We start from the raw sequence: 17982 nt of genomic DNA on the forward strand, positions 1-17982 counted from the left end.
AAAATATAAGACATAAAAAAAACTCCTTAATTTCTTAAGGAGTTTTTTGTGGGCGATGAGGGGTTCGAACCCCCGACCCCCTCGGTGTAAACGAGGTGCTCTGAACCAGCTGAGCTAATCGCCCGATATTTTGCGTATCAGGTATGTGTGATAAAAGTGGTGGGCGATGAGGGGTTCGAACCCCCGACCCCCTCGGTGTAAACGAGGTGCTCTGAACCAGCTGAGCTAATCGCCCTTTTATCATTAATGGGTTGAACATTAATTCGGGTGCAAATATAGTACTATATTTGTTATCTACAATACTTTTTTAAACTATTTCTGCAATTACAAAAGTACTGCCGCCTATGAATATTAGGTCTTGTTTTGCTGCGTTTTGTTTTGCTGTGGCGTAAGCTATTGCAACAGAAGAATGTGAGTCTCCAATTAGTTGGTGTTCTCTTGCTTTTTCTTGTAAAATTATTGTTTCTAATCCACGAGAAATATTTGGTTTGCAAAAATAATAAATTGCATTTTTAGGGAATAATTGTAAAATTTCATCTAGATCTTTATCATTTACAACTCCCAATACGATATGTAACTGGTCAAAAGATTCTTTTTGTATTTGGTTTAAGACAATCTCCAGTCCGTTTTTGTTGTGTGCCGTATCGCAAATTATTTTTGGAGATTCCCCTAATTGTTGCCATCTTCCTAAAAGCCCTGTGTTTTTTACCGTTTTCAGTAAACCGGTTTGTATGTTATTTAAACTAATACTAAACTCTTTTCGAACGTTTAAGACAGCGATTGTTTGTTGAACCGTTTTTTTATTGTGTGCTTGATAGTCTCCAATTAAATCTGAAGGATGTGTTTCTAAAATTAAATCGGAAGCAAAAAAGATTTCAGAATTATTTTCTTTGGCTTTGGTCAAAAAAACTTCTTTTGATTCTGTTGTGTATTCTCCTATCACTACAGGGATTCCGGGTTTGATGATTCCAGCTTTTTCTTTCGCTATAGCTTCAATTGTATTTCCAAGAAATTGAACGTGATCCATACCTATATTCGTAATTACGGATACTAACGGTGTTATTACATTGGTGGCGTCTAATCGTCCTCCCATACCAACTTCAATAACCGCAATGTCGACTTCTTCTTTTGCGAAATAGTCGAATGCCAATCCAACACTCATTTCAAAAAAACTCATCTCTGTTTTTTCAAAAAAACTCATGTTTTTATTTATAAAATCACAAACGAAATCTTCAGAAATCATACTCCCGTTGATTTTTATTCGTTCCCTGAAATCTTTCAAATGTGGGGAAGTGTATAATCCAACTTTATATCCTGCTTCCTGAAGAATGGAAGCAAGCATATGCGAGGTAGATCCCTTGCCGTTTGTTCCTGCTACATGAATGCATTTTAGGTTTTTCTGGGGGTTATCAAGATGATTGATGAGTAAGTGAGTGTTGCTTAAATCTTTTTTATAAGCTGATGCTCCTTGCAGTTGATACATAGGGAGCTGGTTAAACATCCAGTTTATGGTTTCTTGATAATTCATTACGTATAGTTGTGTTTTGAAAAATTAATCTAACTTAATTTTCAAGTAATATTATTCTCCAAGTTTGAAGTTAACTGTGATAAACCCTATTTGAGTTTCGGGTGCATTAGAATCCGGCTGCCATTTGTATTGCCTAGCTGTGGCTATAGCGGGCTCTACGAGGCAAGGATTTGTGTTTGTTGTGCCTTTGGTATACTTGGCTGCAATTACGTTTCCGTTTCTGTTTACAGTGATTTGAACAACTACGGTCCCAAATTCATTACATTTTTGAACTTCTTTTCCTCTGCTGCTTATTTTTCTACCATTTAGTCCCCAACCACTACCGTTTCCGCTACCGGTTCCAGAACCATAATAACTGTTTGCATAAGGATCTCCATTTAAGCTTCCCTTATCTCCGGCTATGTTGTCATTTCCTTCTCCACCCTTGGCTTTCCCGTCTGATTTTGGTCCGTTTATTAGACTTGACAAAGCATCGGATGTGCTTTTTGATGGTTTCGGACTTTCGACCGGTTTAGGCTTAGTAACTTCTTTAGCTGTTTCTTTCGTGGGTTCTGCTTTTTTTTCTTTTTTCATTACTACCGCTTCTTCAATATCTTGTGATAGAACTTCATCGTCACTTGATGCTGATTGTTTTGCAGCTGTAGGTTGTGGAGCGGATTGAATAGCTTCAGTAGGTTGTATTTCTCCAGATCCAAATTCGGTTGTGCCGAAATTTATGGCTATTCCGTTTTCAGGCGGTGGGTCTAAAGAGGTAAGTCCAAAATAAAAGAACAACAAAAACATAATCACAAACAAGATGGTTGTAATTGCAAATGATTTTTTCTCTTCTTCTGTTTTTAAATATTTCATGTAGAATAGCTGTTGTAATATAAGGGCAGATAAAATTATTTAGGTCTTACGGCCAAAACAACTTTTATTTGGTTTCTGTTTGCAATGTCTAAAACATTTACTGCTTTTTCTATTGGAACACCTTCCTCTGCTCTTAAAATGATTGCTTTTTCTTTGTCTGCTGAGAACAAGGACAGTAATTTAGATTCCAATTCAGTTTCTGAAACGGGCTCTTTGTCAATAAAAAATTCTAGTTTCTTATTGATGCTTACGGCTATATTCTTGTTGCTGTCTGTTTTTCCCTTTGCTTTTGGTAACACTAAATCTAAAGCATTTGTGGTTACCATTGTTGATGTTAGCATAAAGAATATCAGTAACAAAAAAACAATATCAGTCATTGAAGACATATTGAATTCGGCACTAACTTTATTTCTTCCTCTTAAATTCATGCGTTGTTTGTGTAATATTGTTGCCTATTTAGTGAAGCTGTTTTAGTATCAAATGAAAATTATGCAGGATCATTTAATAAATCCAAAAAGTCAACTGCATTTGCCTCCATTTGATGAACAATCTTATCCGTTTTTACAACTAAGTGGTTGTATCCTACATAAGCGATAATTCCAACTACTAATCCAACTACTGTTGTGGTCATAGCGGTGTATATTCCTTCTGAAAGAGCACCAACTTCGATTTGCCCTCCTGAACTTGCCATTTTATGAAATGCTTGTATCATTCCTACAACTGTTCCTAAGAAACCTGTCATAGGACCAGCTCCTGAGATTGTAGCTAGCATACTTACGTTTTTTTCAAGTTTGTATATTTCAAGTTTTCCTGCGTTTTCAATAGCTGTATTGATATCGTCAAGAGGCTTCCCAATTCTTGATATTCCTTTTTCGATTAATCTCGCTACAGGTGAATTAGAGTGGGCGCATGCTATTTTAGCGTTGTCAATGCGACCATTTCGAATGTTTTCTCTAATTTGTCCCATAAAGTTAGCGTCAATTTTTGAAGCTGCATTTATGGCCATTAAGCGTTCGAAATAAAGATATAGTGCAACAAAAAACATCAAAAATAAAGCAGACATTATGATCTGACCTGCTAATCCTCCGCTAGTTAGTAATTCAATTATGGATAATGTTTTCTCAACCGGAACGGTTTCTGCTAAAGTTTCCTGTGCAACAGATAAGGTATCTGTTTGAAGCAATATACTCATATAAATTTTCTTTATTATTGAAACGCTAATATATTATAAAAATTGTTAGCTATTAATATTAAAATCGCAAACAAAGAGTATTTGTTTAAAGCGGTTATTTTACTGGAATTTTAAGAGAATTGATGGTTTATAGGTATAAAAAAATCGGTTTGCTAAATTAAATTTAACAAACCGATTAATAAATATAATCTAATATTGGTTATACCAATTGTTTCAAAGCAATTTCAAATGCGGTAGCACTAATGTTAGTTTTAGAACTGTTTAAAGCGTGTGCTTTTACAATCGCATTTTTTATAATATCGGAAGTGTCATTAAATACAGACTCATCTGTCATTTGAACTTTCTTCTCCATAAAATAAGCAAATACTCTCGCCATTCCACAGTTTGAAATAAAGTCAGGAATCAAACTTACTTTGTTGTCTACATTTTCCATAATTGGACCAAAGAAAATTTCTTTGTCAGCAAAAGGAACATTCGCACCACAAGAAATTACTTCAAGACCATTAGCGATCAAATTATCGATTTGGTCTTGTGTTACTAATCTTGAAGCAGCACAAGGAGTGAATATTTCAGCACCTATTGTCCATATTTTTTTATTGATTTCCTCAAAAGGAATCATATTTTCGGCTACTAATTTGTTTCCGTCCTTAGCAAGAAATAAATCTCTTATTTCTTCAAAGCTAAATCCTTCTTCCTTTATTAATCCACCATCTCTGTCGATTATACCAATTACTTTTGCTCCCATTTCGGCCAAGTAAAAAGCGGCAGCAGAACCTACATTACCAAATCCCTGAACAATTGCTTTCTTTCCTTTTACATCACCTCCATAAATAGAATAGTAATGACGAACGGCTTCAGCAACTCCATAACCGGTAATCATATCAGCAATAGTGTATTTTTTATTTACATCAGGTGAGAATTTAGGGTTTTCGATTACCTTAACAACACCTTGACGCAATTGTCCTATTCTGTTAATTTTATCAGCTTCTGTTGGTTTAAAGTGACCATTAAACACTCCTTCTTGTGGATGCCAAACACCACATTCCTCAGTCATTGGGATAACTTCGTGAATTTCGTCAACATTCAAATCTCCACCAGTACCGTAGTAACTTTTCAATAAAGGAGAAACTGCTTTATACCAACGTTGTAAAACGCCTTTTTTTCTTGGGTCATTCGGATCAAAATTAATTCCTGATTTAGCACCTCCAATAGCAGGTCCAGAAACTGAAAATTTTACCTCCATAGTTTTTGCCAATGACAAAACTTCGTTCATGTCCAAACCTTTTCTCATACGAGTACCACCTCCTGCAGCTCCGCCACGTAGAGAATTGATAACTGTCCAACCTTCAGCTTCTGTTTCAGCATCTTTCCAGTTGAATACAATTTCAGGCTCTTTATTTTCGAATTTCTTTAGTAAATCTTTCATTTCGTTGCGATATGTTTAAGTTGGCCAAATATAAAAAATAGAATAATGCGAATTATATATTTTGCCGTTTATTTAAAATAATGAATAATTCCGGAGCTATGGTCTTTTTGCGCGCCGGTGACGCTTGATAAGACATTGACTTCATTTCTTAGTTTTAAAACGCCTAACAATCCAAAAATCAGCGCCTCTTTGAACTCTAAGATTTCAGTAGATGGGATTATGATAGTCATTTGTGGAAGGTGAAATTGAATTCTTTGAAGGAGGAAATCATTATAAGCCCCGCCACCAGTTATGAACAGCTTCCCTTCTTTTATTGGCAAAGCCAAAGCAATTTGGATCGCTACGTGTTCACTAAAAGTATGTAGCTTGTCTTCGATTGTAATATTAAATTTTTCAATTAAAGGTAATACAGTTTCTTTTACAAATTCGAACCCCAATGATTTAGGATGTTTTTTAATGTAATAATCCAATGCATTCAGTTTCTTTAATAAGGACTGATTTATTTTTCCCGTCCGGGCTAATTGTCCTTTGTCGTCATAATCCAGTTCCAATTGATTAGCATAATGATTCAAAACCGTATTTACGGGAGAAATGTCGAATGCGATTCTTTTGTTGTTTTCTTCGAATGAAACATTAGAAAAACCGCCTAAATTCATGCAGTAATCGTATTCTGAAAATAATATTCGATCGCCAATAGGGACCAGAGGAGCGCCTTGCCCGCCTAGTTGAACATCTTGAACCCTGAAATCACAGACTACAGTTTGTTCTGTCAAAGTTGCAATTTCGGGTAAATTCCCTATTTGAAGAGTGAAGCCATTGTGAGGTTGGTGTAATATAGTATGGCCATGAGAACAAACGGCATCAAGATTTTTGATATTGTTCTTATTAATGAAATCCGATGCTGTTTTGGCTATTAATTTAGTATAGTCTTTATTTAATTCTTCTAATTCCGGTTCAGAAAAATCTACTGCAATTTTTAATCTTTCAAGCCAATTATTACTGTAACGAATCGTTTCGTTTTCAAGGATTTTAAATGCCCATTTATTGTCCTTTATGGTAAAATGAAGGTGTGCTAAATCAATGCCATCAAGCGAGGTTCCTGACATAATACCAACAACGTTATAGTTTTCAATTTTCATGGCTCAAATTTACAAATCAGAATTGAATTATTCACAATAAAAAGTTATCTTTGACAAGTTTTTTTAAATAATTCGCAACATTTTTTATATTATACAATTATGGATTTTAACCTTACCGAAGAGCAGTTAATGATACAACAAGCAGCTAGAGATTTTGCTCAAGCTGAATTGTTAGAAGGAGTAATTGAAAGAGATGAACACTCAAAATTTCCTACAGAACAGGTAAAAAAAATGGCTGAACTAGGATTCTTAGGAATGATGGTTGATCCTAAATATGGAGGTTCTGGATTAGACAGCGTATCCTATGTTTTAGCAATTACTGAAATTGCAAAAGTGGATGCTTCTGCTGCAGTAGTGATGTCAGTTAACAACTCTTTAGTTTGTGCTGGTCTAGAAAAATACTGTAATGAAGAGCAAAAACTTAAATATTTAGTTCCTTTAGCTAAAGGAGAAGTTATAGGTGCTTTTTGTTTGTCAGAGCCTGAAGCTGGTTCAGATGCAACTTCACAAAAGACTACTGCTATCGATAAAGGAGACCATTATTTATTAAATGGTACTAAAAACTGGATTACTAATGGTGCTACGGCTTCTACTTATATAGTAATAGCTCAAACGGATTTAGAAAAAAAGCATAAAGGAATCAATGCTTTTATCGTTGAAAAAGGATGGGCCGGTTTTGATATTGGACCAAAAGAAAGAAAAATGGGTATCCGTGGATCTGATACGCATTCTTTAATGTTTACGGATGTTAAAGTTCCTAAGGAAAACCGAATTGGTGCTGACGGATTTGGATTCAATTTTGCTATGGCAGTTTTAAACGGTGGTAGAATAGGAATTGCTTCTCAAGCATTAGGTATAGCTACAGGTGCTTATGAATTAGCATTGAAATATTCTCAAGAGCGTAAAGCTTTTGGTAAAGAAATTTTCAAACACCAAGCAATTGCATTTAAGCTTGCTGATATGGCAACTCAAATTATGGCAGCCAAAATGTTATGTTTAAAAGCGGCTTGTGAAAAAGATGCTGGTCAAGATATTTCACAGTCTGGTGCAATGGCAAAATTATTTGCTTCTCAAACTGCAATGGATACTACAATTGAAGCGGTTCAAATTCACGGTGGTAACGGTTATGTAGCTGAATATCACGTGGAACGTATGATGCGTGACGCAAAAATCACTCAAATATATGAGGGAACTTCAGAAATTCAACGTATTGTAATTTCAAGAACACTAGTTTCTTAATTGAATCTATATTAAAGTTATATTAGAAACCATCTTCATAGATTTTGAAGATGGTTTTTTTTATGACTTATTCGTTTTTTTTAATAAGTGATTGCCTAATTTTACGGCAATTGGTTTTCAATAATTAACTATGAATGAGGAATTGAAGTATTGGTATTTACGGGATCATAAATTGTTTAAAACTTTGAGTTTTGGTCAAATTAAAGATTTATGTATTATTATGGGTTTTAAAAAAGCCATGAAAGGCGAAGTTATTTATTTCTCTTCTTCTGATTTGCCTCGAATATTTGTTTTGAAAAAAGGAACAATTAAAATAGTCGCTGTTGACGATGAAGGGAATGAAAGTGTAAAGGATATTATTCAAAAGGGAGATCTTTTTGGAGAATTGTCTCTAGAAGTCGATAGTCAGACAAATGAATACGCAAAAGTTCTCTCAGATGATGTTGTAATTTGTAGTTTTCTATTGTCGGATTTTGAGGATGTGTTATTGAAAAACCCAAGTTTGGCCTTGTCCTATACAAAGATTGTCGGTTTGAAAATGAAACGTATAAAAAACAGCTATTCTAATTTAATTTCTAAAGACGCTAAAACCAGACTGAGATTGTTTTTAAAAGACTGGGGAGAGAAAGAAGGGGTAAAAGTTGGAAATAAAATAGTTATTGAAAATTATCTGACTCAAAACGATATTGCTCAAATTATATGTACCTCGAGACAAACTACGACTCAATTGTTTAACGAGATGGAATCAAGCGGACTGCTTTTATACAATCGCAAGGAAATTATTATAACTGATGTTAGAAATTTATAATAATTTAGTGGAACTGTAATCTAGGCGACAAATCAACTCCTATTATCAAACTAGATTTGTAATATAAAAAATAGAATACTATGAAAAAGTTACTTTGTATTGCTTTAATGGCAATGGGTTCTCTACTACATGCTCAAAATGATTTGCCAAAAAGCGCAACGGATGTTTCTCCTTTGTTAATTGGAGAGAAAATATCGGATATTACATTGAAGTCTGTTGAAGATAAGGATGTAAATACCGCTTCGGTTTTTTCAAAAAAGAAAACGGTATTGGTTTTTTACCGCGGTGGATGGTGTCCGTATTGTAATAAACATTTATCAGCATTAGGAGAAGCGGAAGCTACTTTACTTGAACTAGGATATCAAATTGTTGCCATCAGTCCTGACGCGCCTAAAAATTTGAAAGCTACAATTGAGAAAGACAAAGTGAATTACACTTTGTTGTCTGATAGTAAAGGAGATTTGGCAAAAGAAATGGGAATTGCTTTTCAAGCTCCGTCTAATTATCAATCTGTTTTGTCTAAAGGATCGGATGGATTAAATAGTTCTTACTTACCTGTGCCATCAGTTTTTATTGTAAATTTAGAGGGTGAAATCGAGTTTGAATATATAACTCCAGATTACAAACATAGATTATCGAATGAATTATTAATTGCTGTTGCAAAAGCATTAAAAAAGTAATTTGCCAGATTTAGTGTCAATTCTACTTTGAGGATTATTTGCCATTGTGTTTTTAACACTTAGGTATGAAACCTTACGGTAGAATTGGTTCTTAATTTGTTCGTCCAGGATTTTTTTAATACTTTAATTAACTGTTTTATTGTGCTATATTTCAGTTAGATCTAAAACCCAAATTTGTTAAACTTCAAATTTTAATATGCTAATACCTTCAATAAATAATAATTTAAACGAATTGGTTGATTTACTCAAGCAATTATCTAATTCCGAATATTCAAAGCCATATCCCTCTTTGAGTAACTCTACCATTGGGGAACACATTAGACATATTATTGAAATGTTTCAATGCTTAGAATGTAATTACGACTCGGGTGTCGTGAATTATGATAACAGGCAACGAAATGTATTAGTGCAAACAGATGTTGATTTTGCAATTATTCAAATAAATGCTATTTATAGCTCTTTGGATAAGGAAAATAAAAAAATAGAATTGCAGCAAATTATCGATGGCGAAGAACTTCGAATTGAAAGTAATTACTTCAGAGAGTTACTTTACAATTTAGAACATTGTATACATCATCAGGCATTAATAAAAGTGGCGGTTTTGCAAAACGCAGCTCTTATTGTTGACACTAATTTTGGTGTGGCTCGTTCAACAATTGAATACAGAAGTACATGTGCACAGTAAGTTTTGTTAAGGTTAATGGAAAAGTGGTCATTACATCAAATCGGGACGAAAAAGTAATAAGACTCGCGATTCCACCCCGGAATTATTTGATTAACGGGAAGAATGTTATATTTCCAAAAGACCCTAAAGCCGGAGGGACATGGTATGCAATAGATGAAAACGGGAATGTGTTGGTTTTGTTAAATGGCGCTTCTGAAAAACATATAATCCAGGAATCTTATAGAAAAAGCAGGGGATTGATCGTACTGGATATTATTAGCAGTAAATCTCCAAAAGATTTTTGGCAGGAACTAAATTTAGAAAACATTGAACCTTTTACTCTGGTATTGTTTCAAGATGAAGAACTTTTTCAATTGCGCTGGAATGGTGATGATAAAGAAACATTGCTTTTAGATACAAATAAAAACCATATTTGGGCCTCTTCGACATTATATCCAAAAGAAATTAGAGCCAAAAGAGCTGATTTATTCGACTCCTTTTTAGAATCAAATCAAGAGGTTTCTGCCCAAGAGATTCATCACTTTCACAGGTATGCTGAAAATGAAAATCAAGAAAATGGATTGGTTATTAATAGGAATGATGTGTTGAAAACACTGAGTATTACACAAACAGTTATTGAGAGTAACAAAGTTTCCATTACACATTATGATTTAATTGAAAACAAGGAATTTTCGAATACCTTTATAACAATATAAATACAATATTATCTATAGTAATAAGCTCTTCAAGTGATTTTAGTATAGATCTAAAAACGAATCTGATTGATAACAAATAGACGCAGTAATCTTTTTCTGCACAAGTTAACACATTGGGAATATTGGCCATTTCAGGTGGTTTATATTCCAATATATTTTCTGTGGGCTTTTTATTCGCTTAAAGCCAAATCAATATTCTTTTTTAGCGCTTCTAATCCAAGCATAAAAAATGGCGGCTTTATTATGGAGTCCAAAAAAGAAATCTACAATTTAATTCCGTCGCAGTATTACCCTAAAACCGAATTGATTAATGAAGGAACCCCATTAGAAGATATCCAGAAAGTAATTCAAAATTCAGGAATTAGATACCCTTTAATTGCAAAACCCGACATTGGATTGCGAGGTTCAGCTGTGAAAAAAATCAATAGTATAGAAGATTTAAAAAGCTATTCCTTAAAAGCGGATTTTGATTATTTAATTCAAGACTTGATTCCTTATGAGAACGAAGTTGGAATTTTTTATGTGCGTTATCCAAATCAAAAAATAGGTAAAATAACGGGAATTGTTTCAAAAGAATTTTTGATAATTACCGGAAATGGAATAGCAACTATCGAAGAGTTAATAAAAGAAAATCCTCGTTATGAATTGCAGTTAAAAGTTCTGAGACAGGAATACGGAAAGCGATTGTTAGACATATTACCTGAAGGGGAAAAGATAAATCTTGTTCCATACGGCAATCACGCTCGCGGTGCAAAATTCATTGATGGAAGCCACCAGATTACGGCTAAATTAGAAGAGACTTTTAACGAAATTTGTCTGCAAATCCCCGGTTTCTTTTTTGGAAGAATGGATGTGATGTACAATACTTTTGAAGAATTAGAAAACGGAATAAATTTTTCCATTGTCGAATTAAACGGAGCCGCAAGCGAACCCACCCACATTTATGACCCAAAACATTCTTTGCTATTTGCGTGGAAAGAACTGGCAAGGCATATAACCTATATGTACGAGATAAGTGTCGAAAACAATAAAAAGGGGGTTCCTTTTTTAGAGCACCAGCTTGGGATGAAAGAATATAGAATGCATCTAATTCAAAGTAATAAAATCGTAAATTTCTAATTGAATGAGAGTGATAAAAAATATACTAGTTGGTTTTTTAGTAAGCTTTGTAGGTTCTATACCTCTAGGATATTTAAATATTATAGGATTTGAAATGCATACTGCATTTGGTTTTGAAAGTATGGTACTCTTTTTGTTAGGTGTTGTGTTTATTGAAGCATTTGTTATTTATTTCACTTTGATTTTTGCAAATCGATTAGTCGAAAATAAAAGATTAATGAAGTGGATAGATATTTTTGGGATTGTATTTCTGTTGTTTTTGGCTTATAGCTTCTATTCACACGCCAGTATGACTGCTGAAAACCAGAATTATTTAGAAAAATATAAAGATTATTCCCCTTTTCTGATTGGGGTGTTTTTAAGTAGTATCAACTTTCTCCAGTTTCCTTTTTGGACGGCCTGGAATTTATACTTGATCAATAATAAATACATTTCGGTTAGTAGTCCATTACAGTTTTTTTATGTTGGAGGGACTTTATTCGGAACATTTGCGGGTATGGTGTCTTTCATATATTTTTTAGATTCTGTTTCTCAAAACTCAGGTAGTTTTTCAAAATACTTGATGCCGGTTATTATTCCGCTTTTTTTCATAGTTTTGGCTTGCGCCCAAGGGTATAAAGTTTTCAAGAAATACATTAGATAAAAATCATAAAATTAAAAGTTATCTCTTTCGATAAATCATAAAAATCAACAATTCGATTATGAAAAAAGTATTATTCCTACTCCCTTTTGTTTTACTGGGATGTAAATCTTCAACTAGTTTAGTTCCTATTGCTGCATTAGATACTGCTCACAAACCACTTGAAATTAAATATATAGTGAAGGAAAAAGAAGTTGCAGAAACATTGAAATACCTTGCTTCAGATGAACTGGAAGGAAGAGATACAGGTTCTAAAGGAATGGAGAAAGCAGCTGATTATTTAGAACAAATTCTCATAAAAAATAATGTAAAACCTTACTTTTCATCTTACCGTGATACCCTGTCTAATTTTAAAGGGACTGCTTATAATATCGTTGGTTATTTAGAAGGAACGGATCCAGTTCTTAAAAATGAATTCGTTTTAATAAGTGGCCATTATGACCATATAGGATTGGATAAAAAAGGGGTAAATGGAGATTTCATCAATAACGGTGCTAATGATGATGCCTCAGGGACAACAGCAGTAGCTGAAATGGCCAAATATTTTAGCAAGTCTAAATCGAATAAAAGAAGTGTTCTTTTTGTGTTTTTTACAGGAGAAGAGAAAGGGCTGTTAGGTTCTAAGCATTTGTCCAAAAAGCTGGCTTTGAAAAACTTTAATTTATATACCCAATTCAATATCGAAATGATTGGTGTACCTATGAAAAGGGATTATTTAGCGTATGTTTCGGGTTTTGATAAATCGAATATGGCAAGTAAAATCAATGAATATACAGGTAAAAACACCATTGGATTTTTACCCAAAGAAGCCGAATTTAAATTGTTTTACAGATCAGATAATTTTCCGTTTTATGAAGCTTTCAAAAAACCGTGTCAGTCGGTTAGTACGTTTGATTTTGAAAATTTCGAGTTTTATCACCACGTTTCCGATGATTTTAGCGCGATGAACATTCCGCATATGACTTTGTTCATACAGGAATTGTTACCGGCTATAACAAGTATGACTAATTCTACAACTCAGGAAATCCGAATGAATTAGGCTTTTAAGCAATTGGCTTTTTCATATCATATGCCAAAACGAAATAATTGTTGTTGTTGAATTGAAAGTCACCTATAATAGTCAGTTTTAATTTTTCAGTATGCGCTTTCAAAGAAGGTTTGTTGTTTTTATTGATAAATGTTAAAGCCAAAGGATAGCGGGCTACTATATGGCTCCTCATAAATTCAAAAAGGGGGATTATTAAACCTTTGCCACGATAAGCGGAATGAATACAAATGGGACCGTATTGAAAGCTGTTTGATGTGTTGATGTTGAAATCTAAAAAAGAGAGTTCTGGAAAAAGGGTAGTCATATAATTGAAGATGGGCCATTGACTGAAAAAAGCCCAACTTTCAGCAAAAATATATGCTATTATTGTGTTGTTGTCTTTTGCAATAAACAAGCCTTTATTTCTGATGACTTCAGTTAGTTGTTCTGTCGTAAAAGGGGTGGTTACAAAACTAGATTTTTTTTCTTCTTCAGAAAGATTAGATACAAGGTATAGCTCTTGTAAAGACAAGACACCTTCAATATCATTTAAAGTGGCTATTTCTAATTGTATGTTTTCAATCATTATAATGTGATTAGGAATGTGATTTTTTTTGGTGAAATTATAAATAAAAGGGTTTGTTTGTTTTCCTGAATTTAAAATTATTCATTATTTTAAACAGTGCTTTTTTTAACGATTTTGTTTATTTTTGCTAAATGAAAAATATTATCATTACGGGTACGAGTAGGGGAATAGGGTATGAGTTGGCTTTGCAATTTGCTAATGCAGGTCATCAGGTTTTGGCCGTTTCACGAAAAACACCGCGTATTCTTATAGAACATAAAAACATCAGCTGTCTTTCTGTTGATTTGTCGGACGAGTCAGATTTAGAGAAAGTGAAAGTTTTTCTTTCGACTTCTTGGAAAAAAGTAGATGCCATTATCCATAATGCCGGAAGTCTGGTATTGAAACCTTTTTCAGAAACCACGCAAAAAGATTTCGAAGATGTTTATAAAGTCAATGTTTTTGGTGTTGCCAATTTGACTCGTGTTGCTTTGCCTTATTTAGGAAAAGGAAGTCACGTGGTAACCATAAGTTCGATGGGAGGCATACAAGGAAGTTTGAAGTTTGCAGGACTTGCCGCTTACAGTTCGAGTAAAGGTGCTGTGATTACCTTGTCGGAATTATTGGCAGAAGAATACAAAGAAAGAGGAATATCGTTTAATGTATTGGCTTTGGGTGCTGTTCAAACCGAAATGCTTCAGGAAGCTTTCCCTGGTTATGAAGCTCCTATTAAAGCAGATGAAATAGCTGATTATATTTTTAATTTTACTTTGACGGGGAACAAATACTTTAATGGAAAAGTACTTCAAGTTTCTTCAACAAATCCATAAGAGTTATAAATTATAAGTTATGAGTTATGAGTGAGAGCAATGTAAAACAAATTGTTATGAATTATTAGTTATAAATTATGAGTGAAAGCATTGTGAAAACAAAGAGTTTTGAGTTGGCAATTAGAGGGGTGAATTTTTACAAATACTTGGTTTCTGAAAAGAAAGAATATATTATGAGTAAACAATTTTTGCGTTCAGTTACTTCTGTTGGAGCAAATGTCCGTGAAGCGGTTAATGCACAAAGCAAGCCTGACTTTATTCATAAGTTGTCAATAGCTCAGAAAGAATGTGATGAATCTCTTTATTGGTTAGAACTCCTAAAAGGAACAGATTATATTTCTGAGATTGAATTTAATTCAATTCATCAACAAAGCAACGAAGTTTTGAAAATTATTAGAAGCATAATAATTACCTCAAAGAAAAACTCATAATTCTTAATTTATAACTCATAATTCCAATTTGTTTTGTCCGAAACACTAGCAAGATATATCCCGGAACACGCAGTAAAACCAGTTTTCGAACTGATTGTTGTGCATCGCGTGCATCTCAAAATTGTGAACGAGCGCTTAACTCGTCATGGAGATTATAGAAAAGGGTTAAACGGAAAACACGAAATAACTGTCAACTCAAGCTTGAACAAGTATAAGTTTTTGATTACTCTGATTCATGAAATTTCACATTTGGTGGCATTTGAAAAATTTGGTAGAAACATCAAACCGCACGGGAATGAGTGGAAATTTTCCTTTCAACAACTGATGGTTCCATACATTCGACCAGAAATTTTCCCCAATCATTTGTTGCCATTGCTGGCAAGACATTTCAGGAACCCCACGGCGAGCAGTGATACTGATGCCACTTTGTCTTTGGCGTTGAAACAGTTTGACAAACAAAACGATAAAAACTACATATTTGAAATCCCTTACGGCAGCGTTTTCAGGATTCAAAACGGAAAAATTTTCAAGAAAGTGGCCATAAGAACCAAGCGTTTTGAATGCCTGGAAGTAAACTCCGGTAAGACTTATCTTTTCAATCCAAATGCCGAGGTGGAATTGTTGCCGAATTAATTGTTGGCACTATTTACTCTTTCAAATACGCTTCTCTTACTTTCTTGAATAAATTAGAGGAATAAACAAAGGCTACAACGGCTTCGTTGTCCGTTCTAAAGATTTCTTCTTTGGTTCCTTCCCAGGCTTTCAATCCGTTTTTCAGGAATAAAATTCTTTCCCCAATTTCCATAACCGAGTTCATATCGTGCGTGTTGATTACTGTGGTAATGTTGTACTCTTCGGTGATTTCTTTGATCAAATTATCAATCAATATTGCTGTATTTGGGTCTAATCCTGAATTTGGTTCGTCACAAAAAAGATATTTTGGGTTGTTCACGATGGCACGGGCAATAGCAACCCTTTTTTGCATTCCTCCGGATATCTCCGAAGGCAGTTTTTTATGCGCGTCGATGAGGTTTACTCTTTTTAAAACAAAATCTACGCGTTCCTCGATTTTTGCTTTGTCATCTTTGGTGAACATTTTCAAAGGAAAAGCCACGTTTTCAGCCACGGTCATCGAGTCAAATAATGCACTTCCTTGAAATACCATTCCTATTTCGGTTCTTAATTCCCTTTTTTCATCCGCTTCCAGTTCAGAGTATACTCTGCCGTCAAAACAAATTTTACCGGATTCAGGAGTGTGTATTCCCAAAAGGCTTTTTAGCATTACCGTTTTTCCGGATCCACTTTGCCCGATAATTAAATTCGTTTTTCCGGTTTCAAAAATGGTCGAAATTCCTTTAAGAACTTTACTGTCACCAAATGATTTCTCTATGTCTTTTACTTCTATCATGATCCCAGTAACAATTGCGTTAGTATATAATTGAAAAGTATTATCGATACCGATGTCCAAACAAAGGAAACCGTACTTGCTTTACCCACTTCCAGAGCGCCACCTTTCATGTAATAGCCGTGAAAAGCAGGAATTGTTGCCAGTAGCATTGCGAAGATTAAAGTCTTCATAAAAGCATAAACAATATGAAACGGAACAAAATCAATCTGGGCTCCATTAATAAATTCAGCGCTGGTGGTAAATCCACCGTAAACACCAGCCATCCAGCCGCCAAATACCCCAAGAAACATACTGATGCCTATTACAAAAGGGTACAGTAGCAATGCGATGATTTTTGGAAAAACAAGGTAGTTTAAGGAATTAACTCCCATTACTTCCAGGGCGTCAATTTGTTCCGTAACACGCATAGTTCCTATACTTGAGGTGATGAATGATCCCATTTTTCCCGCCATAATCACGGAGATAAATGTTGGGGCAAATTCCAGAATTACCGACTGTCGTGTAGCAAACCCAATAAGGTATTTTGGAATCAATGGATTGGTCAGGTTTAATGCCGTTTGAATGGCAACCACTCCACCTACAAAGAAAGAGATGAACGCCACAATACCAAGTGAATCAATAATTAAATCGTCTATTTCCTTGAAAATAAGTTTTTTCATCACAGACCATTTCGTCTGTTTGTTGAAAATTTCTTTTAGCATCAGGAAGTATCTTCCTATCTGCGTTATATATCGAATGAGCATCATAGTTTTTGAATATGGGCTAAATTACAAAAATAGTTAGGAGTAATGAATTATAGGTTATTAGTTTTTCAAATAACAATAGAGCTGATTATTTAAAAAGCTTTTCTTTCATCTTCTTTAATCGGTAAGTACGAATGAATTTTGCTTGTTCTGATGTTACCAATAATGGTGTTTTAGCAGTTTTGGCTTTCCAGAAACCTTTGATGTAATCAATAAAGAGTAAAGGTCTTTTTTTCATCATCGCCAATTTTGCCGAGGCAATTGCGGTAATAAAAAAACCATAACCCAAGGTGTAAAAAGCTTCCCCTTGTTTGTAACGTGCCGTTTTGTTATAGTTAGCTCCTGTAGGTTTTAAATGCTTAACGTGTAAACTAGCATCAGTGATTACTTTCCAATTGTAGAATTTGCAAAGCAATTCATCCACCGTGTCCCAACCCATTTGTGCTTTTAAGCCACCTATTTGTTTGAAAGTTGCTTTACGATAGGCTTTTAACGCACCGCGAATGTGATCTTTATCAGTTAGATTTTCCAGAACCCATTCTCCTTTTTTTTCGATATAACAAAATCCGCCAACCATACCAATAGTTGAATCTGATTTGAAATGGTTGATAATTGTTTCAAAATAATTAGTTGGAAAAATTAAATCGGCATCCGCTTTCATCATAATGTCATACTGGTCATCAAGTGATTCTAATCCAGTGTTAAATGCTTGAATGACTTTGCTTCCCGGTAAATGGATAGCGCTTGATTTTTTGTTTACCAATGTGATAAAAGGATATTCTTTGGCGTAAGCCAAAACAATCTCTTCCGTTTTGTCGGTTGAATTATCATTGACAATAACCACTTTTTTTGGCAAAAGTGTTTGCGAAATCAACGACTCTAATGTTAAGGTGATAAAAGCTTCTTCGTTGTGTGCTGGAATAACGATATAGTAGTCCATATGCTATATTTATAATGTTAAAATTCCAAATCCCAAAA

The 17982-nt window shown here is 34.2% G+C and carries 21 protein-coding genes and 2 tRNA genes; 11 read left to right on the forward strand and 12 right to left on the reverse strand.

Going from position 1 to position 17982, the window contains the following annotated elements; genetic code table 11:
* Positions 1-49: 49 nt before the first annotated feature.
* The 8 genes from FLAK523_RS06290 to FLAK523_RS06325 all read right to left on the reverse strand — a co-directional run bounded on the left by FLAK523_RS06290 (position 50) and on the right by FLAK523_RS06325 (position 6134).
* Positions 50-124, reverse strand: a tRNA-Val gene (locus tag FLAK523_RS06290).
* A 33-nt stretch (positions 125-157) separates the two neighbouring features.
* Positions 158-235 (reverse strand) — tRNA-Val (locus tag FLAK523_RS06295).
* A gap of 72 nt (positions 236-307) precedes the next feature.
* Positions 308-1528, reverse strand: a complete 1221-nt coding sequence (locus FLAK523_RS06300; protein ID WP_248907632.1) for a folylpolyglutamate synthase/dihydrofolate synthase family protein — start codon at positions 1526-1528, stop codon at positions 308-310.
* Between the two features lie 51 nt (positions 1529-1579).
* Positions 1580-2377 carry an energy transducer TonB gene (locus FLAK523_RS06305; protein WP_248907633.1) on the reverse strand — a complete coding sequence of 266 codons (798 nt, stop codon included), beginning with the start codon at positions 2375-2377 and terminating at the stop codon, positions 1580-1582.
* Between the two features lie 35 nt (positions 2378-2412).
* On the reverse strand, positions 2413-2805 hold the full coding sequence (locus tag FLAK523_RS06310) for a biopolymer transporter ExbD (RefSeq protein WP_248907634.1): 393 nt from the start codon (positions 2803-2805) through the stop codon (positions 2413-2415).
* 59 nt (positions 2806-2864) lie between these two features.
* Positions 2865-3569, reverse strand: coding sequence for a MotA/TolQ/ExbB proton channel family protein (locus FLAK523_RS06315; RefSeq protein ID WP_248907635.1), 705 nt, complete (start codon positions 3567-3569; stop codon positions 2865-2867).
* Positions 3570-3768: 199 nt separating this feature from the next.
* Positions 3769-4995 carry a Glu/Leu/Phe/Val dehydrogenase dimerization domain-containing protein gene (locus tag FLAK523_RS06320; RefSeq protein ID WP_248907636.1) on the reverse strand — a complete coding sequence of 409 codons (1227 nt, stop codon included), beginning with the start codon at positions 4993-4995 and terminating at the stop codon, positions 3769-3771.
* Positions 4996-5063: 68 nt separating this feature from the next.
* Positions 5064-6134: an anhydro-N-acetylmuramic acid kinase gene (locus FLAK523_RS06325; protein WP_248907638.1), complete on the reverse strand. Its 1071-nt coding sequence runs from the start codon at positions 6132-6134 to the stop codon at positions 5064-5066.
* A 99-nt stretch (positions 6135-6233) separates the two neighbouring features.
* Between FLAK523_RS06325 and FLAK523_RS06330 the strand changes: the two genes are divergently transcribed.
* The 8 genes from FLAK523_RS06330 to FLAK523_RS06365 all read left to right on the forward strand — a co-directional run bounded on the left by FLAK523_RS06330 (position 6234) and on the right by FLAK523_RS06365 (position 13039).
* Positions 6234-7373, forward strand: a complete 1140-nt coding sequence (locus tag FLAK523_RS06330) for an acyl-CoA dehydrogenase family protein (RefSeq protein ID WP_248907640.1) — start codon at positions 6234-6236, stop codon at positions 7371-7373.
* Between the two features lie 130 nt (positions 7374-7503).
* Positions 7504-8181 carry a Crp/Fnr family transcriptional regulator gene (locus FLAK523_RS06335; RefSeq protein WP_248907642.1) on the forward strand — a complete coding sequence of 226 codons (678 nt, stop codon included), beginning with the start codon at positions 7504-7506 and terminating at the stop codon, positions 8179-8181.
* Positions 8182-8261: 80 nt separating this feature from the next.
* Positions 8262-8861, forward strand: coding sequence for a peroxiredoxin-like family protein (locus FLAK523_RS06340; protein WP_248907644.1), 600 nt, complete (start codon positions 8262-8264; stop codon positions 8859-8861).
* A gap of 196 nt (positions 8862-9057) precedes the next feature.
* Positions 9058-9546 carry a DinB family protein gene (locus FLAK523_RS06345; protein ID WP_248907646.1) on the forward strand — a complete coding sequence of 163 codons (489 nt, stop codon included), beginning with the start codon at positions 9058-9060 and terminating at the stop codon, positions 9544-9546.
* Positions 9534-10241: an NRDE family protein gene (locus tag FLAK523_RS06350; protein WP_248907648.1), complete on the forward strand. Its 708-nt coding sequence runs from the start codon at positions 9534-9536 to the stop codon at positions 10239-10241. The genes FLAK523_RS06345 and FLAK523_RS06350 overlap by 13 nt, the downstream gene beginning before the upstream one ends.
* Before the next feature lie 243 nt (positions 10242-10484).
* On the forward strand, positions 10485-11360 hold the full coding sequence (locus FLAK523_RS06355) for a D-alanine--D-alanine ligase (protein WP_248907650.1): 876 nt from the start codon (positions 10485-10487) through the stop codon (positions 11358-11360).
* A 4-nt stretch (positions 11361-11364) separates the two neighbouring features.
* Positions 11365-12003, forward strand: coding sequence for a hypothetical protein (locus tag FLAK523_RS06360; RefSeq protein ID WP_248907652.1), 639 nt, complete (start codon positions 11365-11367; stop codon positions 12001-12003).
* A gap of 58 nt (positions 12004-12061) precedes the next feature.
* Positions 12062-13039: a M28 family peptidase gene (locus FLAK523_RS06365; protein WP_248907655.1), complete on the forward strand. Its 978-nt coding sequence runs from the start codon at positions 12062-12064 to the stop codon at positions 13037-13039.
* Positions 13040-13043: 4 nt separating this feature from the next.
* Here FLAK523_RS06365 and FLAK523_RS06370 read toward each other — a convergent pair whose 3' ends face one another.
* Positions 13044-13613 (reverse strand): GNAT family acetyltransferase, encoded by a 570-nt coding sequence (locus tag FLAK523_RS06370; RefSeq protein WP_248907657.1) that lies wholly within the window; start codon positions 13611-13613, stop codon positions 13044-13046.
* A 131-nt stretch (positions 13614-13744) separates the two neighbouring features.
* Between FLAK523_RS06370 and FLAK523_RS06375 the strand changes: the two genes are divergently transcribed.
* The 3 genes from FLAK523_RS06375 to FLAK523_RS06385 all read left to right on the forward strand — a co-directional run bounded on the left by FLAK523_RS06375 (position 13745) and on the right by FLAK523_RS06385 (position 15486).
* Positions 13745-14422, forward strand: a complete 678-nt coding sequence (locus tag FLAK523_RS06375; RefSeq protein WP_248907659.1) for an SDR family oxidoreductase — start codon at positions 13745-13747, stop codon at positions 14420-14422.
* A 77-nt stretch (positions 14423-14499) separates the two neighbouring features.
* Complete coding sequence (locus FLAK523_RS06380) at positions 14500-14853, forward strand: four helix bundle protein (protein ID WP_248907661.1); 354 nt, start codon at positions 14500-14502, stop codon at positions 14851-14853.
* Between the two features lie 33 nt (positions 14854-14886).
* A complete protein-coding gene (locus FLAK523_RS06385) occupies positions 14887-15486 on the forward strand; it encodes a SprT-like domain-containing protein (protein WP_248907663.1) in 600 nt (199 codons plus the stop codon).
* 13 nt (positions 15487-15499) lie between these two features.
* Here the strand turns inward: FLAK523_RS06385 and FLAK523_RS06390 are convergent, their stop codons facing one another.
* The 3 genes from FLAK523_RS06390 to FLAK523_RS06400 all read right to left on the reverse strand — a co-directional run bounded on the left by FLAK523_RS06390 (position 15500) and on the right by FLAK523_RS06400 (position 17944).
* A complete protein-coding gene (locus FLAK523_RS06390; protein ID WP_248907665.1) occupies positions 15500-16261 on the reverse strand; it encodes an ABC transporter ATP-binding protein in 762 nt (253 codons plus the stop codon).
* Complete coding sequence (locus FLAK523_RS06395) at positions 16258-17007, reverse strand: ABC transporter permease (protein ID WP_248907667.1); 750 nt, start codon at positions 17005-17007, stop codon at positions 16258-16260. Before FLAK523_RS06395 ends, FLAK523_RS06390 begins: the two co-directional genes overlap by 4 nt.
* A gap of 85 nt (positions 17008-17092) precedes the next feature.
* Positions 17093-17944 (reverse strand): glycosyltransferase family 2 protein, encoded by an 852-nt coding sequence (locus FLAK523_RS06400; RefSeq protein ID WP_248907670.1) that lies wholly within the window; start codon positions 17942-17944, stop codon positions 17093-17095.
* Positions 17945-17982 lie beyond the last annotated feature (38 nt).

Origin of the sequence: Flavobacterium sp. K5-23 (genome assembly GCF_023278045.1) — a bacterium.
Lineage (GTDB): Bacteria > Bacteroidota > Bacteroidia > Flavobacteriales > Flavobacteriaceae > Flavobacterium.